General features: G+C 72.0%; 10 protein-coding genes. 2 read left to right on the top strand and 8 right to left on the bottom strand.

What is annotated here, in order from left to right; translation table 11 throughout:
- Positions 1-15: 15 nt before the first annotated feature.
- From AC07EQ_RS19750 to AC07EQ_RS19715, 8 genes are all read right to left on the bottom strand, one after another.
- Positions 16-1,488: an MFS transporter gene (locus AC07EQ_RS19750; protein ID WP_478389384.1), complete on the bottom strand. Its 1,473-nt coding sequence runs from the start codon at positions 1,486-1,488 to the stop codon at positions 16-18.
- A gap of 133 nt (positions 1,489-1,621) precedes the next feature.
- Positions 1,622-2,032, bottom strand: a complete 411-nt coding sequence (locus AC07EQ_RS19745; protein ID WP_478389383.1) for an acyl-CoA thioesterase — start codon at positions 2,030-2,032, stop codon at positions 1,622-1,624.
- 3 nt (positions 2,033-2,035) lie between these two features.
- A complete protein-coding gene (locus AC07EQ_RS19740; protein ID WP_478389382.1) occupies positions 2,036-7,615 on the bottom strand; it encodes an SDR family NAD(P)-dependent oxidoreductase in 5,580 nt (1,859 codons plus the stop codon).
- A 24-nt stretch (positions 7,616-7,639) separates the two neighbouring features.
- Complete coding sequence (locus AC07EQ_RS19735) at positions 7,640-8,824, bottom strand: nuclease/transposase family protein (RefSeq protein ID WP_478389381.1); 1,185 nt, start codon at positions 8,822-8,824, stop codon at positions 7,640-7,642.
- An 88-nt stretch (positions 8,825-8,912) separates the two neighbouring features.
- Positions 8,913-9,173: a hypothetical protein gene (locus AC07EQ_RS19730; RefSeq protein ID WP_478389380.1), complete on the bottom strand. Its 261-nt coding sequence runs from the start codon at positions 9,171-9,173 to the stop codon at positions 8,913-8,915.
- 73 nt (positions 9,174-9,246) lie between these two features.
- A complete protein-coding gene (locus AC07EQ_RS19725; protein ID WP_478389379.1) occupies positions 9,247-10,206 on the bottom strand; it encodes an enediyne biosynthesis protein UnbU in 960 nt (319 codons plus the stop codon).
- The gene (locus tag AC07EQ_RS19720; RefSeq protein ID WP_478389378.1) at positions 10,203-12,089 is read right to left on the bottom strand and encodes a CRTAC1 family protein; all 1,887 of its coding nucleotides are present in this window, start codon (positions 12,087-12,089) and stop codon (positions 10,203-10,205) included. Before AC07EQ_RS19720 ends, AC07EQ_RS19725 begins: the two co-directional genes overlap by 4 nt.
- A gap of 32 nt (positions 12,090-12,121) precedes the next feature.
- Positions 12,122-13,105, bottom strand: coding sequence for a DUF1702 family protein (locus AC07EQ_RS19715; RefSeq protein WP_478389377.1), 984 nt, complete (start codon positions 13,103-13,105; stop codon positions 12,122-12,124).
- 650 nt (positions 13,106-13,755) lie between these two features.
- Here AC07EQ_RS19715 and AC07EQ_RS19710 point away from each other — a divergent pair.
- Positions 13,756-15,039: an ABC1 kinase family protein gene (locus AC07EQ_RS19710; protein WP_478389376.1), complete on the top strand. Its 1,284-nt coding sequence runs from the start codon at positions 13,756-13,758 to the stop codon at positions 15,037-15,039.
- 29 nt (positions 15,040-15,068) lie between these two features.
- Positions 15,069-16,343: a KR domain-containing protein gene (locus tag AC07EQ_RS19705; protein ID WP_478389375.1), complete on the top strand. Its 1,275-nt coding sequence runs from the start codon at positions 15,069-15,071 to the stop codon at positions 16,341-16,343.
- Positions 16,344-16,346: the final 3 nt, after the last annotated feature.

Genomic DNA, 16,346 nt, shown 5'->3' with positions numbered 1-16,346 from the left:
CGCGTGGCGTTCGCCTCACAAGGGCGCCTTCTGGGGCAGGGTAGCGGTTTTCCCGGCCGTTGCGGTGCGGTGGCGGCGGCCGATGTACCAGGAGAGCAGGCCGCTGCAGAGGGCCAGCACGGCCACTGCCACTAACACGTCCGATACCGATGCCACCAGGGCGGCCAGGACCAGCGGTCCGGCCAGCCCGCCGAGCCGGTTGCAGAACGAGATGTTGCCGGCGACCCCGGCCCGGCGTCCCGACTCGGCGAGGTCGGCGGCGACCGGGAGGAAGACCGCGGCCATGGTGTTGACCGCGAACAACGCCGCCACCAGCGCGCCCGCCGAGACCCACGCGGCGCCGTCGGCCACGCCGGAGAAGGTCAGCGCGAACAGCATCGTCGCGGTGAGCACGGCCAGGCCGAGGCAGATCGGCACCGGGCCGAACCGGCGGTAGCACCACGCCAGCAGTACAGCGCAGGGCACCATCGCCAGCGCCGCGGCGGTCAGCAGCGCGTTGGCGGTGCCCGCCGGCAGCCCGTCCGCCCTCGACAGGGTGGGCACCCACGTGGTGAGCCCGAAGGTCAGGATGCCGGTCAGCGCGGCGTAGACCCGCTGCAGCCCGGTGCTCAGCGTCGAGCGCGCGACGGCGGTCCGCGCGGCGGGCGCGACCGGTGCCGCGCTCGGGGCGCGCTCCGGCACCAGGAAGGTCACCGCCACCAGGACCAGCCCGGTCGGCGCGCCGATGAGCCACAGGATCCGCCAGCCGAAGACCGGTTCCAGCCACAGCGCCGATCCGGCGGCCACCAGGTAGCCGATCGCGGTCGCCACCACCGACAGCGCCACCACCGCCGGCCCGCGCACCCGGGTGCCGAACACATCGGCCAGCAGCGTGACCAGCAGCGGCGCCAGCCCGCCGACGGCGACGCCCATCAGCAGGCACATCACCACGTTGCCCGCGAAGGTCGGCATGCACCCGCACATGCTGGTGGCGGTGAAGCCCAGGGTCGCGATCAGGTAGCAGCGGCGGCGGCCGTACCGGTCGGCGAGCCGGCCGAACAACAGCGCGCCCGCGGCAGTGCCGGTGAGGCCTGCGACGGCCAGCAGCGAGGCGGTGCCGGGCGAGATTCCGTACTCCTCCCGCATGCCGGGGATGACGAAGCCGAGCGTGGACGTCTTGCTGATGTCGATGGTCAGCGCGGCGGTGGCGACGACGGCGACCAGGCCCGTCCGCCGCCGGGAGAGCGCGTCCGCTGTGACCGGCCGGCGCGCGGGGTGCCAGGGCGCGGCGGAGAGCACGAGGAGGATGCCGACGGCTGCGACGAACATCTCGGGCATCTCCGACAGGGGCATCCCGTGCAGCCGGGACATCGGGGGCTCGCCGGTCATGCCCGGCATCGATGCGGGCATGGTCATCGCCCGCGCGAAGCCGATGGCGGAGGCGATCAGGGTGATGGCGGTGCCGACCGCCACCACGGCGGTGCCGCGGGTGGGCGCCACGACGGACATGGGGATCTCCTTCTCCGAGTCTGTGAGCGAAGGCCCGTTCTGGTCATACGCGAGTCGGGGATCCCGGAGTCCAGGCGGCGTCTGAGGTTTCGCTAAGCGACCACTTGCGAAAACCGAGTTCTCAAAAGGATTCTCAGCTGAAGGTCCGCAGGGCGTGCGCTAGTTCGTCGGGGATCGGGGTGGGGTGGACCGCGTCGCCGGTGCGGCGCATGCAGGCGACCGTCTGGCCGCCGCGGGCGACCGGGGCGGCGTCGCGGCGGAAGTCGAAGTCCATCGCGATCCGGTTGCCGGACGCCGCCCGCAGCGTCATCGCGATGTCCACGGTCTCCAGCGCGAAGCACTCCGCGTGGTACTGCATCGAGCAGGACAGCGTGACCAGCGCCAGTGCGCCGGTGCTCAGCGCGGTGAGCACTCCTGGCGCGTGATCGGCCAGGAACCGCTCCCGGCAGTGGCCCTGCCAGTGCAGGTAGTGCGCGAAGTAGACGTTGCCGACGAGGTTGGTCTCGTCGAGCGTGACCGTGTGCCGGTGGTGGTAGGCGCGCACGGCTCACCCCGCCGGCACGGCGACGGCAAGGGCCGCGTCGCCGAGCTCGTCGATCGATGCGCGGGCGATGACCACCCGCACCCGCCCGGCGCGGACCACGACCAGGCCGTCCTCGGTGACGTGGTCGATGCGCAGCGGATGTCCCTGCTCGTGCCCGAGCTTGACCACTGCCTCCCGCGCCGTCCACACCCGCGCAGCGGCCGCCGCCGGGTCCTCGCCGAGCTTGTCCGCCACCTCGTCGACCAGTCCGCGGTCGACGCGTTCCAGCGCGGTCGGCCGGATCGGTTCGGTCGGCGAAATCCGTTGCCAGTCCAGGCCGATCGGCGTTCCCGCGACACCGAGCAGCAGGCAGCCACCGGTGTAGGCGGCGCTCGCGTGCCCGCCGGGCACGTGCAGGGCGCCGCGCGGATCGTGCCCGGCCGGTGCGCCGAGCACGCGGGTGAGGAGTCCGGCGGCGTCGCCGCGGGCGCCGACGGCGGTGATCAGCTCGATCCCGTCGGCCAGTCCGGTTTCCACGAGCCGGCGCGACAACCACGGGCCCACCAGGCGCAGCGGGAGCTCGCCGGACCGGTGCTCGCCGGTGGCGCGCAGCCGCAGCCCTTCCCAGCGGGCGACCGCCGCGCCGCCGGGATCGACCACGTCGACGTCGAAGCAGTACGTGTCGGCGGTGTGCCCCCGTTCGTCGGCGATCACCCGCAGCGGGCCGCGCGGTGCTCGCCACACCGTCATCCGGTCGGCGCCGGTCGGCAACGCGAGCCGGTGGGGCGCGCAGGCCAGCAGCACGTGCAGCGCCGCGTCGTGCGCGCCCGGGTCGCCGAGGAGCAGGTCGCCGCTGTGGAACTCGGAGAACCAGTCCTGATCGGCGGCCTGGACCCATGCCCGCACGCGGAAGGCCGACAGCACGTCGTAGCGCAGTAACCGCCGAAAACGTCCACTATGGAATAATAATTTTCCGTAATAAGGATGGGAATTCGCGGTCTCCTCGGGTGGTTCGGCGGGATCGATCGCGGCCGGTGCCGGCGGTGCCGCCGCGATCCGGGCGGTGAACTTGTCGGCGCGGAATCCGTCCCGCGCCTCGCGGATCACCGCCTCCGCGCCCTCGCCGCCGGCGAGCGCGGCGATGCGGATGGTCGCCTCGCCGTCCACCGCGATCGGTTCGCGCAGCGCCACGTCGGCGAACGAGCGCACCTCGTCGACCCCGGCCACGCTCGCCACCTGCGCCATCGCCTCCAGGCCCAGCACCGCGGGCAGGACCGGAGTGCCGGCGATCCGGTGGTCGTCGAGGTAGCGGTCGGCGCCCGGGCTCAGGTGCGCGTCGCTGACGGCCTCGACGCCCGGCGTGCGCGTCAGCCGGTCCTCGTCGAAGCGCAGCAGCGGCTCCGGTCCGGTGTCGAACGACGCCGTCGGCATCGCGGGGAACCGGGAGGTGACCAGCAGCGACACCGGGGCGTCCGGGGTGGAGAGCGCGTCCAGCAGCGCGGAATTGCCCTGCTCCGGGCCGATCGGCACCACGCCCTGCGCGCGCAGCGATTCCAGCACGCCGAGGTCCACCCCCATGCCGATGCCCGACCACAGCGACCACTCCAGCAGGTGGACCCGGCGGCCCGGCGCGGCCCACGCCTCCAGGCGGTGCCGCAGCACGTCGTTGGCCAGGCAGTACTCGGCCTGGCCGGGAAGGCCGAACCGGCCGATGATCGAGCCGTAGCCGACCACCAGCCGCAGGTCCTCGCACGCCGACAGCAGGGCTTCCAGCCCGTCCACCTTGGGCCGCATCGTCGCCGCCAGCGAATCACCGGTCACGTCGGCCAACCGACGCGGCTCGTTGACACCGGCGCCGTGCAGGAGGCCCCGGACCGGCCCGTGCGCGCTCGCTTCGGCGACCATCGCGGCAACCGCCGCCCGGTCGGCGACATCGCAGCCGATGTAGTGTGCGTCCACCCTGGTGCGCATGTCCCGGACCGCAGCCGAGATCGCCGGATCGCCGGTGGCGGTGCGGCCGAGCAGGACCAGCGTGCAACCGGTGCGTTCGGCCAGCGCGAGGGCGGTATGCGCCGTGATGCCGCGAACCCCGCCGGTCACCAGGCACACGTCCCCCTGTTGCAGCGGAAGTGGTTGCCCGCCACCGAGTTCCCGGTGCCGCAGCGCGGTGCGCGTGATGCCGCCCGCGGCGTCGATGTGCAGTTCGGCGTAGCCGTCGCGGATCGGGAGTCGATCCGGATCGAAGCGCGTTCCGGGTTCGTCGAGCCCGACCACTCCCACCCCGGCCGGGTGCAGCTCGGCCGCGACGCTGCGGCCGATTGCCTCCGCCGCTTCATGGCCACTGTGGACGATCAGCAGCCGGTCGGGCCCGGTTTCCGCGATGTTCCGCAGCAGGGCGGCGATCCCGGAGCGGGAGAGCGTCTCGTCGAGCACGACCGCCAGGTTCCCGGCCCCGTCGTCGTGGTGGTCGAGCAGCCAGTGCCCGGCCGGTGCCCGCACCGACCAGCGCAGCCCGCCGCCTTCGGCCGGTGCTACCGGGAGCCGGTCGGCGGCGAAGGCGCGCACCCAGCCCCGGACCCCGGCCGGCGCCTCGGCGTCGCTGCCGGCGGCGTCCGCATCGAGCTCGGCGAGCACTGCGGCCGCTTCGCCGACCGTGGCATCCGCCAGCGACAGCGGGGAGCTCGGCGGCCGCTTGCCGAGCGCACCGGCCACCCTGCCGACGATCTGCACCACCTGCAGGGAGTTCAGGTGCAGGTCGCCGAGCAGCGAACTGCCCGCGCCGATCGACTCGGCGGGCAGCTCCAGCTGCGCCGCGAGGTGCTCGATGAGCGCGGGCAGCGGCTCGGCGGGTGTCCGCGCCTGTGCCGCGGGCCGAGCGCCGCTGGGAATGGCAGTTTCAATTGAAACTGCCGCCAGCCCGGCGCCGTCGACGCGGTCGGCGGGTTGCTCGCAGGGGTTGGCCAGCAGCCGGGGCATCGCATCCGCCCGGACCGTCCGGAACCGCCGGCCGGCGAACCACGGGCCGAGATCGGCCGCGCCACCGGCGGCGAGCACGGCGGTGGCGAACGCATGCCGCCGGGCCGGGCCGCCGCAGTCCAGGCTGATCGCAGGGGTCGCGGTGGCGGACCGGGCCAGGCCGGACAGGATGGTGCCGGGACCGGTCTCGACCAGCAGGTCGCAGCGGGCCGCAAGGCGTTCGAGCGCGGCGGCGAACCGCACCGGCCGGGTCAGCTGCTCGACCAGCAGCGCGGGCAGCGCCGCGCCGGCGGGGAGTTCGGTGCCCGTGATGGTGGACAGCACGGTTCCCGCGAGTGCGTCGAACTCGAAGTCCCGCAGGGCCCGCCGCAGCGGCTCGACCGCGCCCAGCATCGCGGGGCTGTGGAACCCGTGCGAGACGGGCAATTTCGTCGCGGTGATGCCACGCTCGGCGGCCCGCCGGACGACGGCCAGCACATCGGCGGTGGGGCCGGAGATCACGACCTGTTCCGGGCCGTTGTAGCCGGCGATCACCGCCGCGGTGCCGTCGAGCAGCCGTTCGGCCTGCTCGGCCGTGGCCGTCAGCCCGGCCATGCCGCTCTCCGGCGCGCCATGCTCGGACATGATGCGCCCGCGCTCGGCCGCGAGCCGAAGCCCCGCACCGGCGGTGCACGCGCCGGCCCAGACGAGCGCGCTGATCTCGCCGAGGCTGTGCCCGGCCGCGGCGGTGGCGCGGCAGCCCAGCCGGTTGAGCCAGGCCAGCCCGGCCAGCGACTGCCGGACGATGGCGGGTTGCGCCAGCCGGGTGTCCACTTCGGACTCATCCACCGCGGGCAGGTCCGGGACCAGCATCCGGGCCGCCCAGCCGGGCAGCTCGGTGCGGACCGGCGCCGCCTGCCCCGGGAACAGCAGGCCCACCCGGATCGCGCCGGCCCCGAGCGCGTAGCCGGCCTGCTCGTCGAAGCCGAGTCGCCGGTCCCAGCCCCGCAGCCCGCGGCGGGCGGCGCGCGCCGCATCGGCCAGCGCCGCCGGATGGTCGGCGACCAGCGCCGCGCGCACCGCACCCACCTCCTGCCGCTGGGTGGCCGCGAGGTCGTGCAGCTCGGCATCGCTGAGCCGCTCGGCGATCGGGGCGAGGACGTCCAGCCGGTGCGCGAGCTCGGTTTCGTCGCGGCCCGCCACCAGCACGATCTCGTGCTCCGGGAGCGGCGCGGACCACTGCAGCACCTCCGGTGGCATCCGGCGCCGCCCGCGCTCACCACCGGCTTCGAGCACGACGTGCGCGTTGATGCCGCCGAACCCCATCGACGACACCGCCGCCAGCCGCCTCGGCGAATCCCACGGCTGCGCCCCGGTGAGCACCCGCAGCGGCGTGGTCGTGCGATCCAGCAGTTCGTGCGGACTCTCGCAGCCGGTGGTCGGCGGCAGCACGCCGTGGTGCGCGGCGAGCGCGGCCTTGATCAGCCCTGCGACCCCGGCGGCGGCCTTGGTGTGGCCGATGTTGGCCTTCACGCTGCCCAGCGCCGCCTTGGCCGCACCGGGCCCGCGCACCTCGGTCAACGCGGCCAGCTCCACCGCGTCGCCGACCGCGGTGCCGGTACCGTGCCCCTCCACCATCTCGACCGAATCGGGCCGGACCCCGGCCATCCGGTAGGCGCGGCGCAACGCCAGCGCCTGCCCGTTCTCGGCGGGCCGGGTGAGTCCGCCCGCGCCGTCCGAGGAACTGCCCCAGCCGGCGATGCGCGCGTACACGCGCATGCCCAGCCGTTCGGCGTCGGCGGCGCGCGCCAGCGCCACGATGCCGCAGCCTTCGCCGGGCAGGAAACCCGTCGGCGCGCGGTCGTAGATGCGCATCCGGTCGGTGGCCAGCGCGCCCAGCCGGGCGAAGCCCACCAGCTCGAACGGATCGAGGCTCAGGTCCACGCCGCCGGCCAGGGCGAAGTCCAGCTCTCCGGTGCTCAGCGCCCGGCTGGCCGCCATGACGGCCAGCAGGCTCGACGAGCACGCGCCGTCCACTGTGTACCCGGTGCCGTGGAAGTCGAAGTGGTTGCAGATCCGTCCGGCGATGGTGTTGCTCAGCGCCCCGGCCAGCGATTCGTCGCCGGGCACCGGGAACGGCGACTTCACCAGCTCCGCCAGCCGGCTCACCACTTCGGCGGCCACGTCGTCGGCGACGCCGCTGCGGTGCAGCGCCGTCGCCGCGGCGTCCCGCACGAACGGCCACCGCGTGCGCAACGTGCCTGCCCTGGTGAACTCGCCGGTCAGCGAATTGCCGATGATCACGCCGGCCGTGGCGCGGTCCAGCCCGTCGCCGTCCGGGCGGCCGGCGTCGGCCAGCGCCGCCGCGGCGGTCTCCAGCGCCAGCCAGTGGGTGTGGTCCGCCGCCCGGTGCAGCGCGCCCGGCACCCCGAACCGGCTTCGGTCGAACTCCCAGTCGCGCAGCAGGGCCGCCCGGTCGACGTAGGTGAGATCGGGTTCGGCCGGGTCGCCGCGATAGCCGGCCGCCAGCCGTTCCCCGGGCAGCGCGCGGAACGCCCTGCGGCGGCCGAGCACGTTCTGCCACAGCTCTTGCGGACCGGTGGCGTCCGGGTACCGGCAGCCGATGCCGACCACGGCGATCCCTTCCATGCCAACCTGCTTCCTTCTTGTTAATCAAAGGTGATCAATAGTTGGATGTTTCGCTCTCCGCCGGGTGGCTGGAGTCCGGGATCGGCAGTCTGATCCGGGTGGCGATCGGTCCGTTGCTCTGCGCTCCGACACGCTGGTGAGCGCCTCAGCGGTGACCCCTTTGGTCCACGCCGCCAAGCGCCGGTTGACATTCCGGCCACGCCGAGCGCGGCTGGTGAAACTCTTGGTGAGGTCTTCCGCCGCGATCAACGCGGCCTTGTCAACAACAGCATGCACAGCACGGAACGTGGTGGTGCGCACAGTTTGTTGCCAGCGGGACGAACGCCGGTCCCGCTTGATGGTTCCGAGATCGTTGCTGACGATCCGGTTTGCCTTGGCGTGATCACCGGCTTCGCGGGCTTTTTCCGCGAGCGACCGGATCTTGGCCCGGCGCGCGTTCTTCGCCTTCCGGTAGTCCGACTCGGAGGTCAGAAGCGCACCGAGTTCGGTGCCGTGGTGCTGCCCGTCGGAGTCGGTGAGGACTTCGGTGTAGCCCTTGTCCACCCCGATCTCACGATCACCAGCAGGCCGTGCCGAGGACTTCATCTCAGAGGCGTCGATTTGGTAGTGAACCTCGACACGGCCGCCGCGCAGGATCAGCCGCAGCGTCCCGGACGGTGTCACCGTGGTGTTCAGCGGGATCCGCACCAACTGACGACGCTGCAAACCCGGCACAGCAAGCCAAACGTCACCGTCTTCGGTCAGCCTGAACGTGCGGTACTTGTCGCTGCGCACCACGATCTGGTTGTGGGTGCGGTTGCGGCCACGCTTCCAATGTTTCCGCATCTGCCGTGACAGGAACGGATCCTCGGCCCACGTGTCGCGTTTGAGCGCGGTGTACATCCGCTTCTGTTCTGCCTGGTCCGAGGTTCGCCGACGGATCGCTTTGCGGACGGCTGCTTTCGCGGCAGCCCGGTTCGCGGTGATGTCGGCGACCGCGTCCCGAACCGTTTCCTTCCACGCATTCGCCAACACACCGAACAACTCGGCCGTACCGTCAACCATCCACTGGTCACGGATCTTGCGGTCAGACAATCCTGCGCCGTTGACCGAACCGTAGCGCTGCCACACCTCACTGCGAATCCGCCCCAACCGGCCAGCCTGCTCCAAAAGCTGCGCATACTTGCCGGTGTTGAGGCTCTGTGAGTACGCGATCCTGGTGACCTTCACAAGACCATCTCGTTGGGGCCCTTCTCGTAGCGTCGCGCCCCGTGCAAGCGGCCCGATAGGGCGTGCGCAATCGCAAGTAGATCCTCGATCATCTTCTGCTGCGAAGACAGCACTCCTGATTTACAACCTGGGCCTCGCAACCGTTGTTCTCCGTGACGTGGCTGAAGTAGTCGAACCCGAACCACGCAAGCCGGTCCTCGTACCCGATCACCAAGGTTGCGACTTCGCTGATTTCGATCACGCTCATGACGTTCAGGGACTCGCGGACCGTGATGCGTTCTTCTAGCGCCCGCCTGCGCACAGTGCTGGCTGAACCCACCTCCTGCGCAAATCCGCCGACACGGCACATGCCGATCATTATGGCCAAAAGGGGCCATGAGCGAACAAGCAACACGCACTGGATTGCACCTCCCGTTCGGTGCTCACCGGATCGGATCGAGCTGCTGCCGCTCGCGCTCCCGGGATCCGGTGGCTCGTGCCAGCAGCAGGACCGCGCCGCGCAGGACGCAGGTGATCACCAGCGCGAAGAAGAGCCCGAACACCACGCCGGAGACGACCAGCACGCCGTAGACGAGCGCGGTGCAGGCGCCGAAAAGGGCCTGGTTGCGGGATTTCATCGGAGTGGTGCCCGGATCGGTGATCATGTAGTTGGTGTAGAGGACGAACGCCACGCCGGTCATCGGCAGCAGCGCCGCCACCAGCGAGTGGTCCAGCAGCAGCCAGCGCAGCACGGCCTGCGCGGCGAACCCGCCGACCCAGCCGAGGATCAGCGGGACCTTGCCGGTGAGCTTGGCGTTGATCATGGTGCCGAGCATCAGGATGCCCAGCGGGATCAACCAGTCGACGGTGCCGGTGGGGAAGTTGGTGAAGTGGTACGGCGGCGCGATCCCCACCCACGGGAACAGCAGCAGCGTCACCACGATGCCGAAGTTGGACGGGTTGAGCACGTGCCGCAGCCGGCCCGCCACCTGGATGCGCACGACGTACTTGCTCGTGTTGGCCACGACCACGGCGAACAGGTACGGCCACAACGAGCTGTTGCCGTACAACAGCATCGCGCAGGCCAGGGCGGTGATGTGGGCCGGCAGCAGGAAGTTCACGGCGGCCTGCGCGCCGCCCCGGTAGGCGGGCCGGACGTCGCGCGCCCGGCTGTCCAGGAACTCCAGCAGGAACGCGACGGCGTAGCTGGTCAGCACCGCGGCGACCGGGGTGATCGGGGACTGCTCGAACCCGAGCACGGTGTGCCCGGCGATGTTGAACACGGTGATCGAGACGGCGAACCGGCGCAGGGCCTTGATCCGCTTGTCCACCGGTGGTGCCGGGGCCGGATCGGGCTCGTCGCGGGAGGGCTGGCGGGTGGTGGTCGGTGCGGTGCTCGTCATCGGATGACCGCCGTTCCATCGGGGTTCAGCAACACGGTGTGCGTGCCCGGGCCGATGTCGATCCGGGCGGTGTGCACGGCGGTGCCGTCGCGCCAGGTGATCTCGGCCGGCACGGCGCGGCCGTCCGGCAGCCCGAAGTGCAGCGTCGAGTCGGACACCCCGGCGTGCCCGTTGGCGGGGTAGAGCTGGGCGCGCTGTTCGCCGTCGGGGAAGGAGAGCACCGCCTCGGCGCCGATCGCCGGGGTCCGGCCGCCGGCCGCGGCGGGCCGCAGCAGCCGCAGGTCGGCTGCCGGTGGGGCGCCGCGCGCGGTGTTGAGCAGCAGGCGCGAATCCTCCCACTGGTTGGCGACCAGCGCGTCGAGCAGGCCGTCGCCGTTGACGTCGCCGAGCGCGAAACCGCGCGTGACGTCCGGCGCGCCGATGCCCGCCGCGACGGCGAGGTCGTGGAAGCGGCCGTCGCCGGCGCGGACCCAGAACGGGTTGTGCTCGTGGCCGGAGAGGTCGTCGCCGGCCTGGAACTTCGGCCACGCCGCCGGGTACCGCAGCAGCTCGTCGTTGCCCATCGCGAGTTCCTGCAGCTCGGGCCACCGGTCGCGCTCGCCCTTGAGGAACCCGGTGGCCTGCAGCAGCTCGTCGGTGCCGGAGTTGTCGAAGTCCCCGGCCTTGATGTCCCACGACCAGCCGCCGCGGGCCAGCCCGAGCTCCTCGGCGCGCTCGTCGAAGGGCAGCTCGCCGCGCCGCAGATCCGCCGCCTCGCCGGTCGGGACGAACGCGAAGTTGCTCTCCTGCAACGCGAACGGGGTGGTGATGTTGCTGACCACCATCATCGGCAACCGCTGCCCGCGCGAGTAGCTGTAGTTGACCCCCATGCCCTTGAAGGAGTCGTGGCCGAGGACCTCGGAGCGCGGCGTGGTGACGTCGCGCCGCCCGTCGACCTGGGTGAGCCGGACCTGGCCCGGCGTCGAGGAGTTGACCAGCAGCTGGTCGGGCCCGAAGTCGTTGGCGAAGTACAGGTCCGGCAGCATCCCGTCGGCGAGGTTCTGCAGCCCGATCGACAGCGTCCACGACCGCGCCGAGGCGTCCGGCAGCGCGTTGCTGGCGTCGACCAGCCGCGGCTTGTCGTCGGGCCGGCCGGTCGGGGTGGCGAGCAGCAGCTTGTTGGTCCCGGCGTTGCGCGCCCCGCCCATCGAGTCCTGCATCCGCATCCGCGGATCGTCGGCCGCCGCCGGGTCCAGCACCTTGGCGCCGTCGGGGAAGTAGTTGCCCACCAGGACGTCGAGGTGGCCGTCGCCGTCGACATCGCCGACGTTGACCGCGGTGGAGTTCCAGACCTCCATCGGTTCCACCAGTTCCACCGGACGAAAGCCGGTCGGGTCCAGCCGGCCGGAGTTCAGGAACAGCACCGGTGAGCGTCCCCAGTAGTAGACCAGCACGTCCTGGTCGCCGTCGGAGTCCAGGTCCGCGGGCACGCAACCCATCGGCGCCATCGTGGCGTCCTGGCGGAGCCCGTCCGGCCGGAGCCGGAACGGCTCGTACCGCGGGCCGCCGCTGCGGGGCACCGGGAGGATGGTCACCGAGTCATCGCGCGGATCGACCAGGCAGGCGTCTCCGGAGCGGCCCAGTCCGCGCAGATCCGCCAGGCCCACCGAGGCGCCGACCGCGGAGATCCAGCCGCGGATGTGCTCCAGGCCGGGAGCCACGGTCCGGTCGGTGCGCGCGTTCGGCGGTGGCGCGTTGATCGGCACCGATTCGAAGCCGAAACCCCCTGCCAGATCGCGGGTTTCGGCGTCGCTGAGGGCCGGGCGGACGGTGAGCAGTCCCAGTGCGAGGCACAGCAGCAGGCCGACGGCGGCCGGGAGGGCGCGGCGCAGCGAGCTCGGCATGGGCGTTAAACCTCCAAGATCGGGTGCCGGGTTCAGGAGTTGTCGAGCACGGCGCGCCGCAACCGCGACTTCCACTCGGTGTAGGCCGCGATTCCGGTGCTGCCGCCGAGACCTTCGGCGGCCAGGTCGGTCCACCCGGCGGCGCATTCCGCGTCGGTGGCGAACAGGGTCCTGGCGCCGAGCGCGGTGTGCTCGGGAACGATGCCCGATCGCGCCCGGGCGGCGATTCCGAACAGGCAGCCCTGTCCGAGGTGCGCCCAGTGCGGGCCGCTGGCCTCCCGCAGCGCGCGGAACCCGGCTGCGTCGAGGCCGCCCGCGTAGCAGGAGGCCAGGCCGACGCCGGACCACAGGTGCGGTCGGGCTCGTTCGTCCACAGTGGATATGCGGTGCCGGATTCCGCCCGGATCGGCGCTTTCGATGAACCACAGCGCCCGGCCGCAACCGGCGATGCGGGCCTGGCGGCGTTCGTCGCCCGGGTTCGCGCAGGCCTTGCGCAGCCTGGCCGGACCGGCGAAGAAGCACTCCGCGAAGCCCGCGCCGTCCAGCGCCAGCCAGCGCAGCAGCGGCGTCGCGGGAACCGGCACCGGCAGCGGGATCCGCAGCGGTGCCAGCGCCCAGCCCACTCCGACGTGGATCAGGTGGACGTAGCCGGAGCCGGGGCCGGCCAGCAGCCGGTGCAGCGCGCGCGCCCGGCCGAAGGTGGTGAGATCCCGGATCCCGGCGTGCATCGCCGCGCCCTCGTAGGCGAATCCCCTTTCCTCGTCGGGCAAATCGGCCAATGCCGGATGCGGGTGCCGCCAGTTCGACACGGCCAGGTTGAAGCCGCGCAGGAAGGATCGCGCGTGTTCTTCCAGCAGCGCGCGGTTTTCCGGGCGGTCCACCCGGAAGCCGCGGTGGGCGAAATCGGCCATGCCCATCGGCAGCCGCAAGATCCTGGGCGCCCGGCGGTGGCCCGGCGCGGATCGATCGGTGTCCTCGGATGGGTGCGAACGGGTGCGGTCGGGCGGAGAAATCACGTATTCCCCCAGCGCGGCAATGAAGGAGTGCGTCCCGGTTTGCGGAGCTCGCGGCCGCGGCCGCTGGCCCGGGGTTCGGCTTCGCCGATGTCGCGTGCCTCCCGGGCGCGGCGGGCCCTGCGGGCCGTGCGCCCGTTCTCCCCGGATCCGGAGCAGAAATCAGCTGCTCCCAGTCACTACTATTTCCTACATCGGTATTCGCGGAGGTGTCAAGGGGTGATCGGCCCTGCTGGGGAAGGCCGTTGCCGGCCTCGTCGATGCGTTTCCCGCCGGCGGCGCCGATGTCGCGCAGAGCATCCGCCGCAGTTCTCCGCGACATGGCGCAAGTCGCTCCGGGTGTCCCGGATATCTGCGAATTGCCAGCAAATGCGAATGATTTCAGTCGGATGGAGGTACTGGATCGGTTGCGTCCGAACGGCGCTCGACGCGAGCTGCGGCGGTGCGCTACGTTACCGCGAGTGTCCGGATCGCATCTGCTCTGGGGTGTGCCGAAGGCGTGACGGGACGGGGGAGGTCGCGTGGGGGACCGCGCTCGGTAGCCGATGCTGTCTGAGAATAGTAATTAAAAGTAAAGCTATTTCTGCCATTGCTCGACATTGACGACATCCGTCGCGCGTTGCGCGGCCGATTCCGGGAGTCGGGAGGTAGCGGTGTCAGACGATCGGGACGACCTCGCCGCACCGGGAGTGCGAAGGCGGCACCTCGCGTTGCGGTCCGCCGTGATCGCCGGAACGGCTTTGCGGCACGGCGGCCGGGCGCTCGCGCGCCGCGCCCTGGCGCGGCAGGCGCCGAACGGCTCCGGCGGGCTGGCCGAGCTGGTCGCCGACCTCGGCCCGGCGTTCGTGAAGGGCGCCCAGCTGCTCAGCACCCGCCGGGACCTGCTCGACCCGAAGTGGTGCGACGCGATGGGCGGCCTGCACGACCAGGTGCGCCCGATGTCCCGCCCGCAGGCGGTGCAGGCGCTGCACCGCGCATACCCCGCCCAGCGGGAATGGCCGTTCCGCCGGTTCGACGCCACGGCGGTGGCAAGCGGCAGCATCGCCTGCGTCTACCGGGCGGAACTGCTCGACGGTACCGAGGCGGCGGTCAAACTGCGCCGACCGGGCCTGCACCGGCTCATCGGTGCCGATCTGCGGCTGGTCGCCGCCGGTGCCGGGCTGGTGCAGCGGCTGCCCGCGATGCGGCGGGTGCCCGCGGCCCGCATCGTCGACCAGGTGTCCCAGGCGATCCGGCGGCAGCTCGACCTGGAGCTGGAGGCGCGGGCACTGCAGACGCTGCGCGCGAACCTGGGTGACTTCGCGCGAGTGCGGATTCCCGCGCCGATCCCCGCCGCCTGCGGAGACGGCGCGCTGGTCATGGAGTTCGTGCCCGGCCTGCGGCGCTTCGGCCCGGACAGCTTCACCCGCGAGCAGCGGCGCGAACTGGTGCGCCAGGTGCTGCACGCCGTCTACCGGATGCTGTTCGTCGACGGCCTGGTGCACTGCGACATGCACCCCGGCAACCTCTACCTCAATCCGGACGGCAACGTCGTGCTGCTCGACGCGGGTTTCGTCGTGCCGCTGCAACCGCACGTGAAGCGGCTGTTCGCGGAGTTCTTCCTGAACATGTCGCTGGGGCGCGGGCCGGAATGCGCCGAGGTCGTGCTGCGCAGCGCCGAACACGTGCCACCGGAAGCCGATCTGCCGGGATTCCGCGCCGGCATCGTCGAACTGGTGGCGACCACCGCCGGGCGCCGGGCCGGTGACTTCCGGCTCGCCCCGTTCGCCACCCGGCTGTTCGACCTGCAACGCCGCTCCGGGGTGGCGGCGGCACCGGAGTTCGTGTTCCCGCTGCTGTCGATGCTGGTGCTGGAAGGGATGATCAACGAGTTCGACGTGGACGTCGACTTCCAGGCCGAAGCCATCCCGACGCTGCTGCCCGCGCTGAACCGGTGAACCGGATAGCGGTGTGGCGGGCGCACCGGGTGCCGGTCGCACCTGTGCGGTCGGAGGCGCGGCAGTGGTTCGTGATCGGAACCGGCCCGGCACCGCTGCGCGCCGTCCTGGACGCATCGGCCGCTCGCCCCGGCCCGGCCATCCCGGTCGTCCTGCTGGGCGACCGATTCGGCCCTGATGACAACGAATTCCTGCTCCGCGGACTCGCGGTCGCCCGCGCCGGAGCCGGGCGGCTCGTGCTGGTCCACACCGGCTCCGGCGGCGGGAGCCTGCTGAACTGCGCGGTGGCCGAGGACGGCCGGCTGTCGGCGATCGAGATCGAGCTGTCCGGCGGTGCGACGCCGCCGGCCGTCGAAGCGGCGATCGCCTTCGCCGGGAGCCACGCCGACGGCTACCGCCATGTGGAGATCGACGGAAACGGCAACGCCTGGCGCACCGGATGGTCCGATGTGGACGTCCCGCGCATCGATCCGGCGCGGCTGCACGGCGAGGTGCTGATCACCGGCGGGCTCGGCGGGCTGGGCGTCCGGGCGGCCGGGATGTTGCGGGCCCGCACCGGAATCCGGCCGGTGCTGCTCGACGACCTCGGTCGCGGCGAGATCTCCGGCGACGTTCGTGCGGCGCTGGCGCGGCTGAAATCCGCGGGCGGGACAACGGTGATCGACGCGGACGTCACCGACCGGGCACAAGTGGCGGAGGCGCTGGTGGCCCGCAAGGTGACCGGGATCGTGCATTGCGCGGGCGATGTGCGCGGCGGTTTCACAGCGGAGGCGACGGCGTCCCGGCTCGCCGCGCTGCAAGCCCCGAAGGTGGCCGGATTGCGGAACGTGCTCGCGGCGGTCGATCGCGGCGCGCTGCGGCGGCTGATCACCTTCGGCTCGATCACCGCCCGGTCGCCGCACCCGAACATGGGGGCCTACGCGCTGGCGAACGAACTCCTCCGCCGCAGCACCGCCGCCGCTGCCGGCGATCTACCGGGCTGCGGCTGCATGGCGGTGGAATGGTCGCTGTTCAGCGGGGCCGGCCAAGCCCACCGGATGGGCGCGGTCCGCCAGGCCAGGAGCATGGGCATGCCACCGGTCCCGCTCCGAGCGGGCATGGACTTCCTGCTGCGCCTGTTCACCAACCCGCGCACCGATTCGCTGGCGGTGACCGGACTGGGCGACCGCACCTTCCCACCGGGGCCGTGGGGGTTTTTTGTTTTTCCCCCCCCCCCCAAAAACCCCAGCCCGCGGAAACCACGCCCCCCCAAGACCCCAAAACCACACCCAGGTTCCTCGGGCTGGGACTCGGGGCCCCTCTAAACC

The organism is Saccharopolyspora sp. NPDC045839 (assembly GCF_056431645.1).
This window is presented reverse-complemented; position numbering and strand designations above follow the sequence as displayed.

What these genes read in the sequence shown, in the direction of transcription:
- AC07EQ_RS19750 (WP_478389384.1), bottom strand. Translation starts at nt 1,488, where the DNA reads ATGTCCGTCGTGGCGCCCACCCGCGGCACCGCCGTGGTGGCGGTCGGC.
- AC07EQ_RS19730 (WP_478389380.1), bottom strand. Translation starts at nt 9,173, where the DNA reads ATGTGCCGTGTCGGCGGATTTGCGCAGGAGGTGGGTTCAGCCAGCACT.
- AC07EQ_RS19720 (WP_478389378.1), bottom strand. Translation starts at nt 12,089, where the DNA reads ATGCCGAGCTCGCTGCGCCGCGCCCTCCCGGCCGCCGTCGGCCTGCTG.
- AC07EQ_RS19725 (WP_478389379.1), bottom strand. Translation starts at nt 10,206, where the DNA reads ATGACGAGCACCGCACCGACCACCACCCGCCAGCCCTCCCGCGACGAG.
- AC07EQ_RS19740 (WP_478389382.1), bottom strand. Translation starts at nt 7,615, where the DNA reads ATGGAAGGGATCGCCGTGGTCGGCATCGGCTGCCGGTACCCGGACGCC.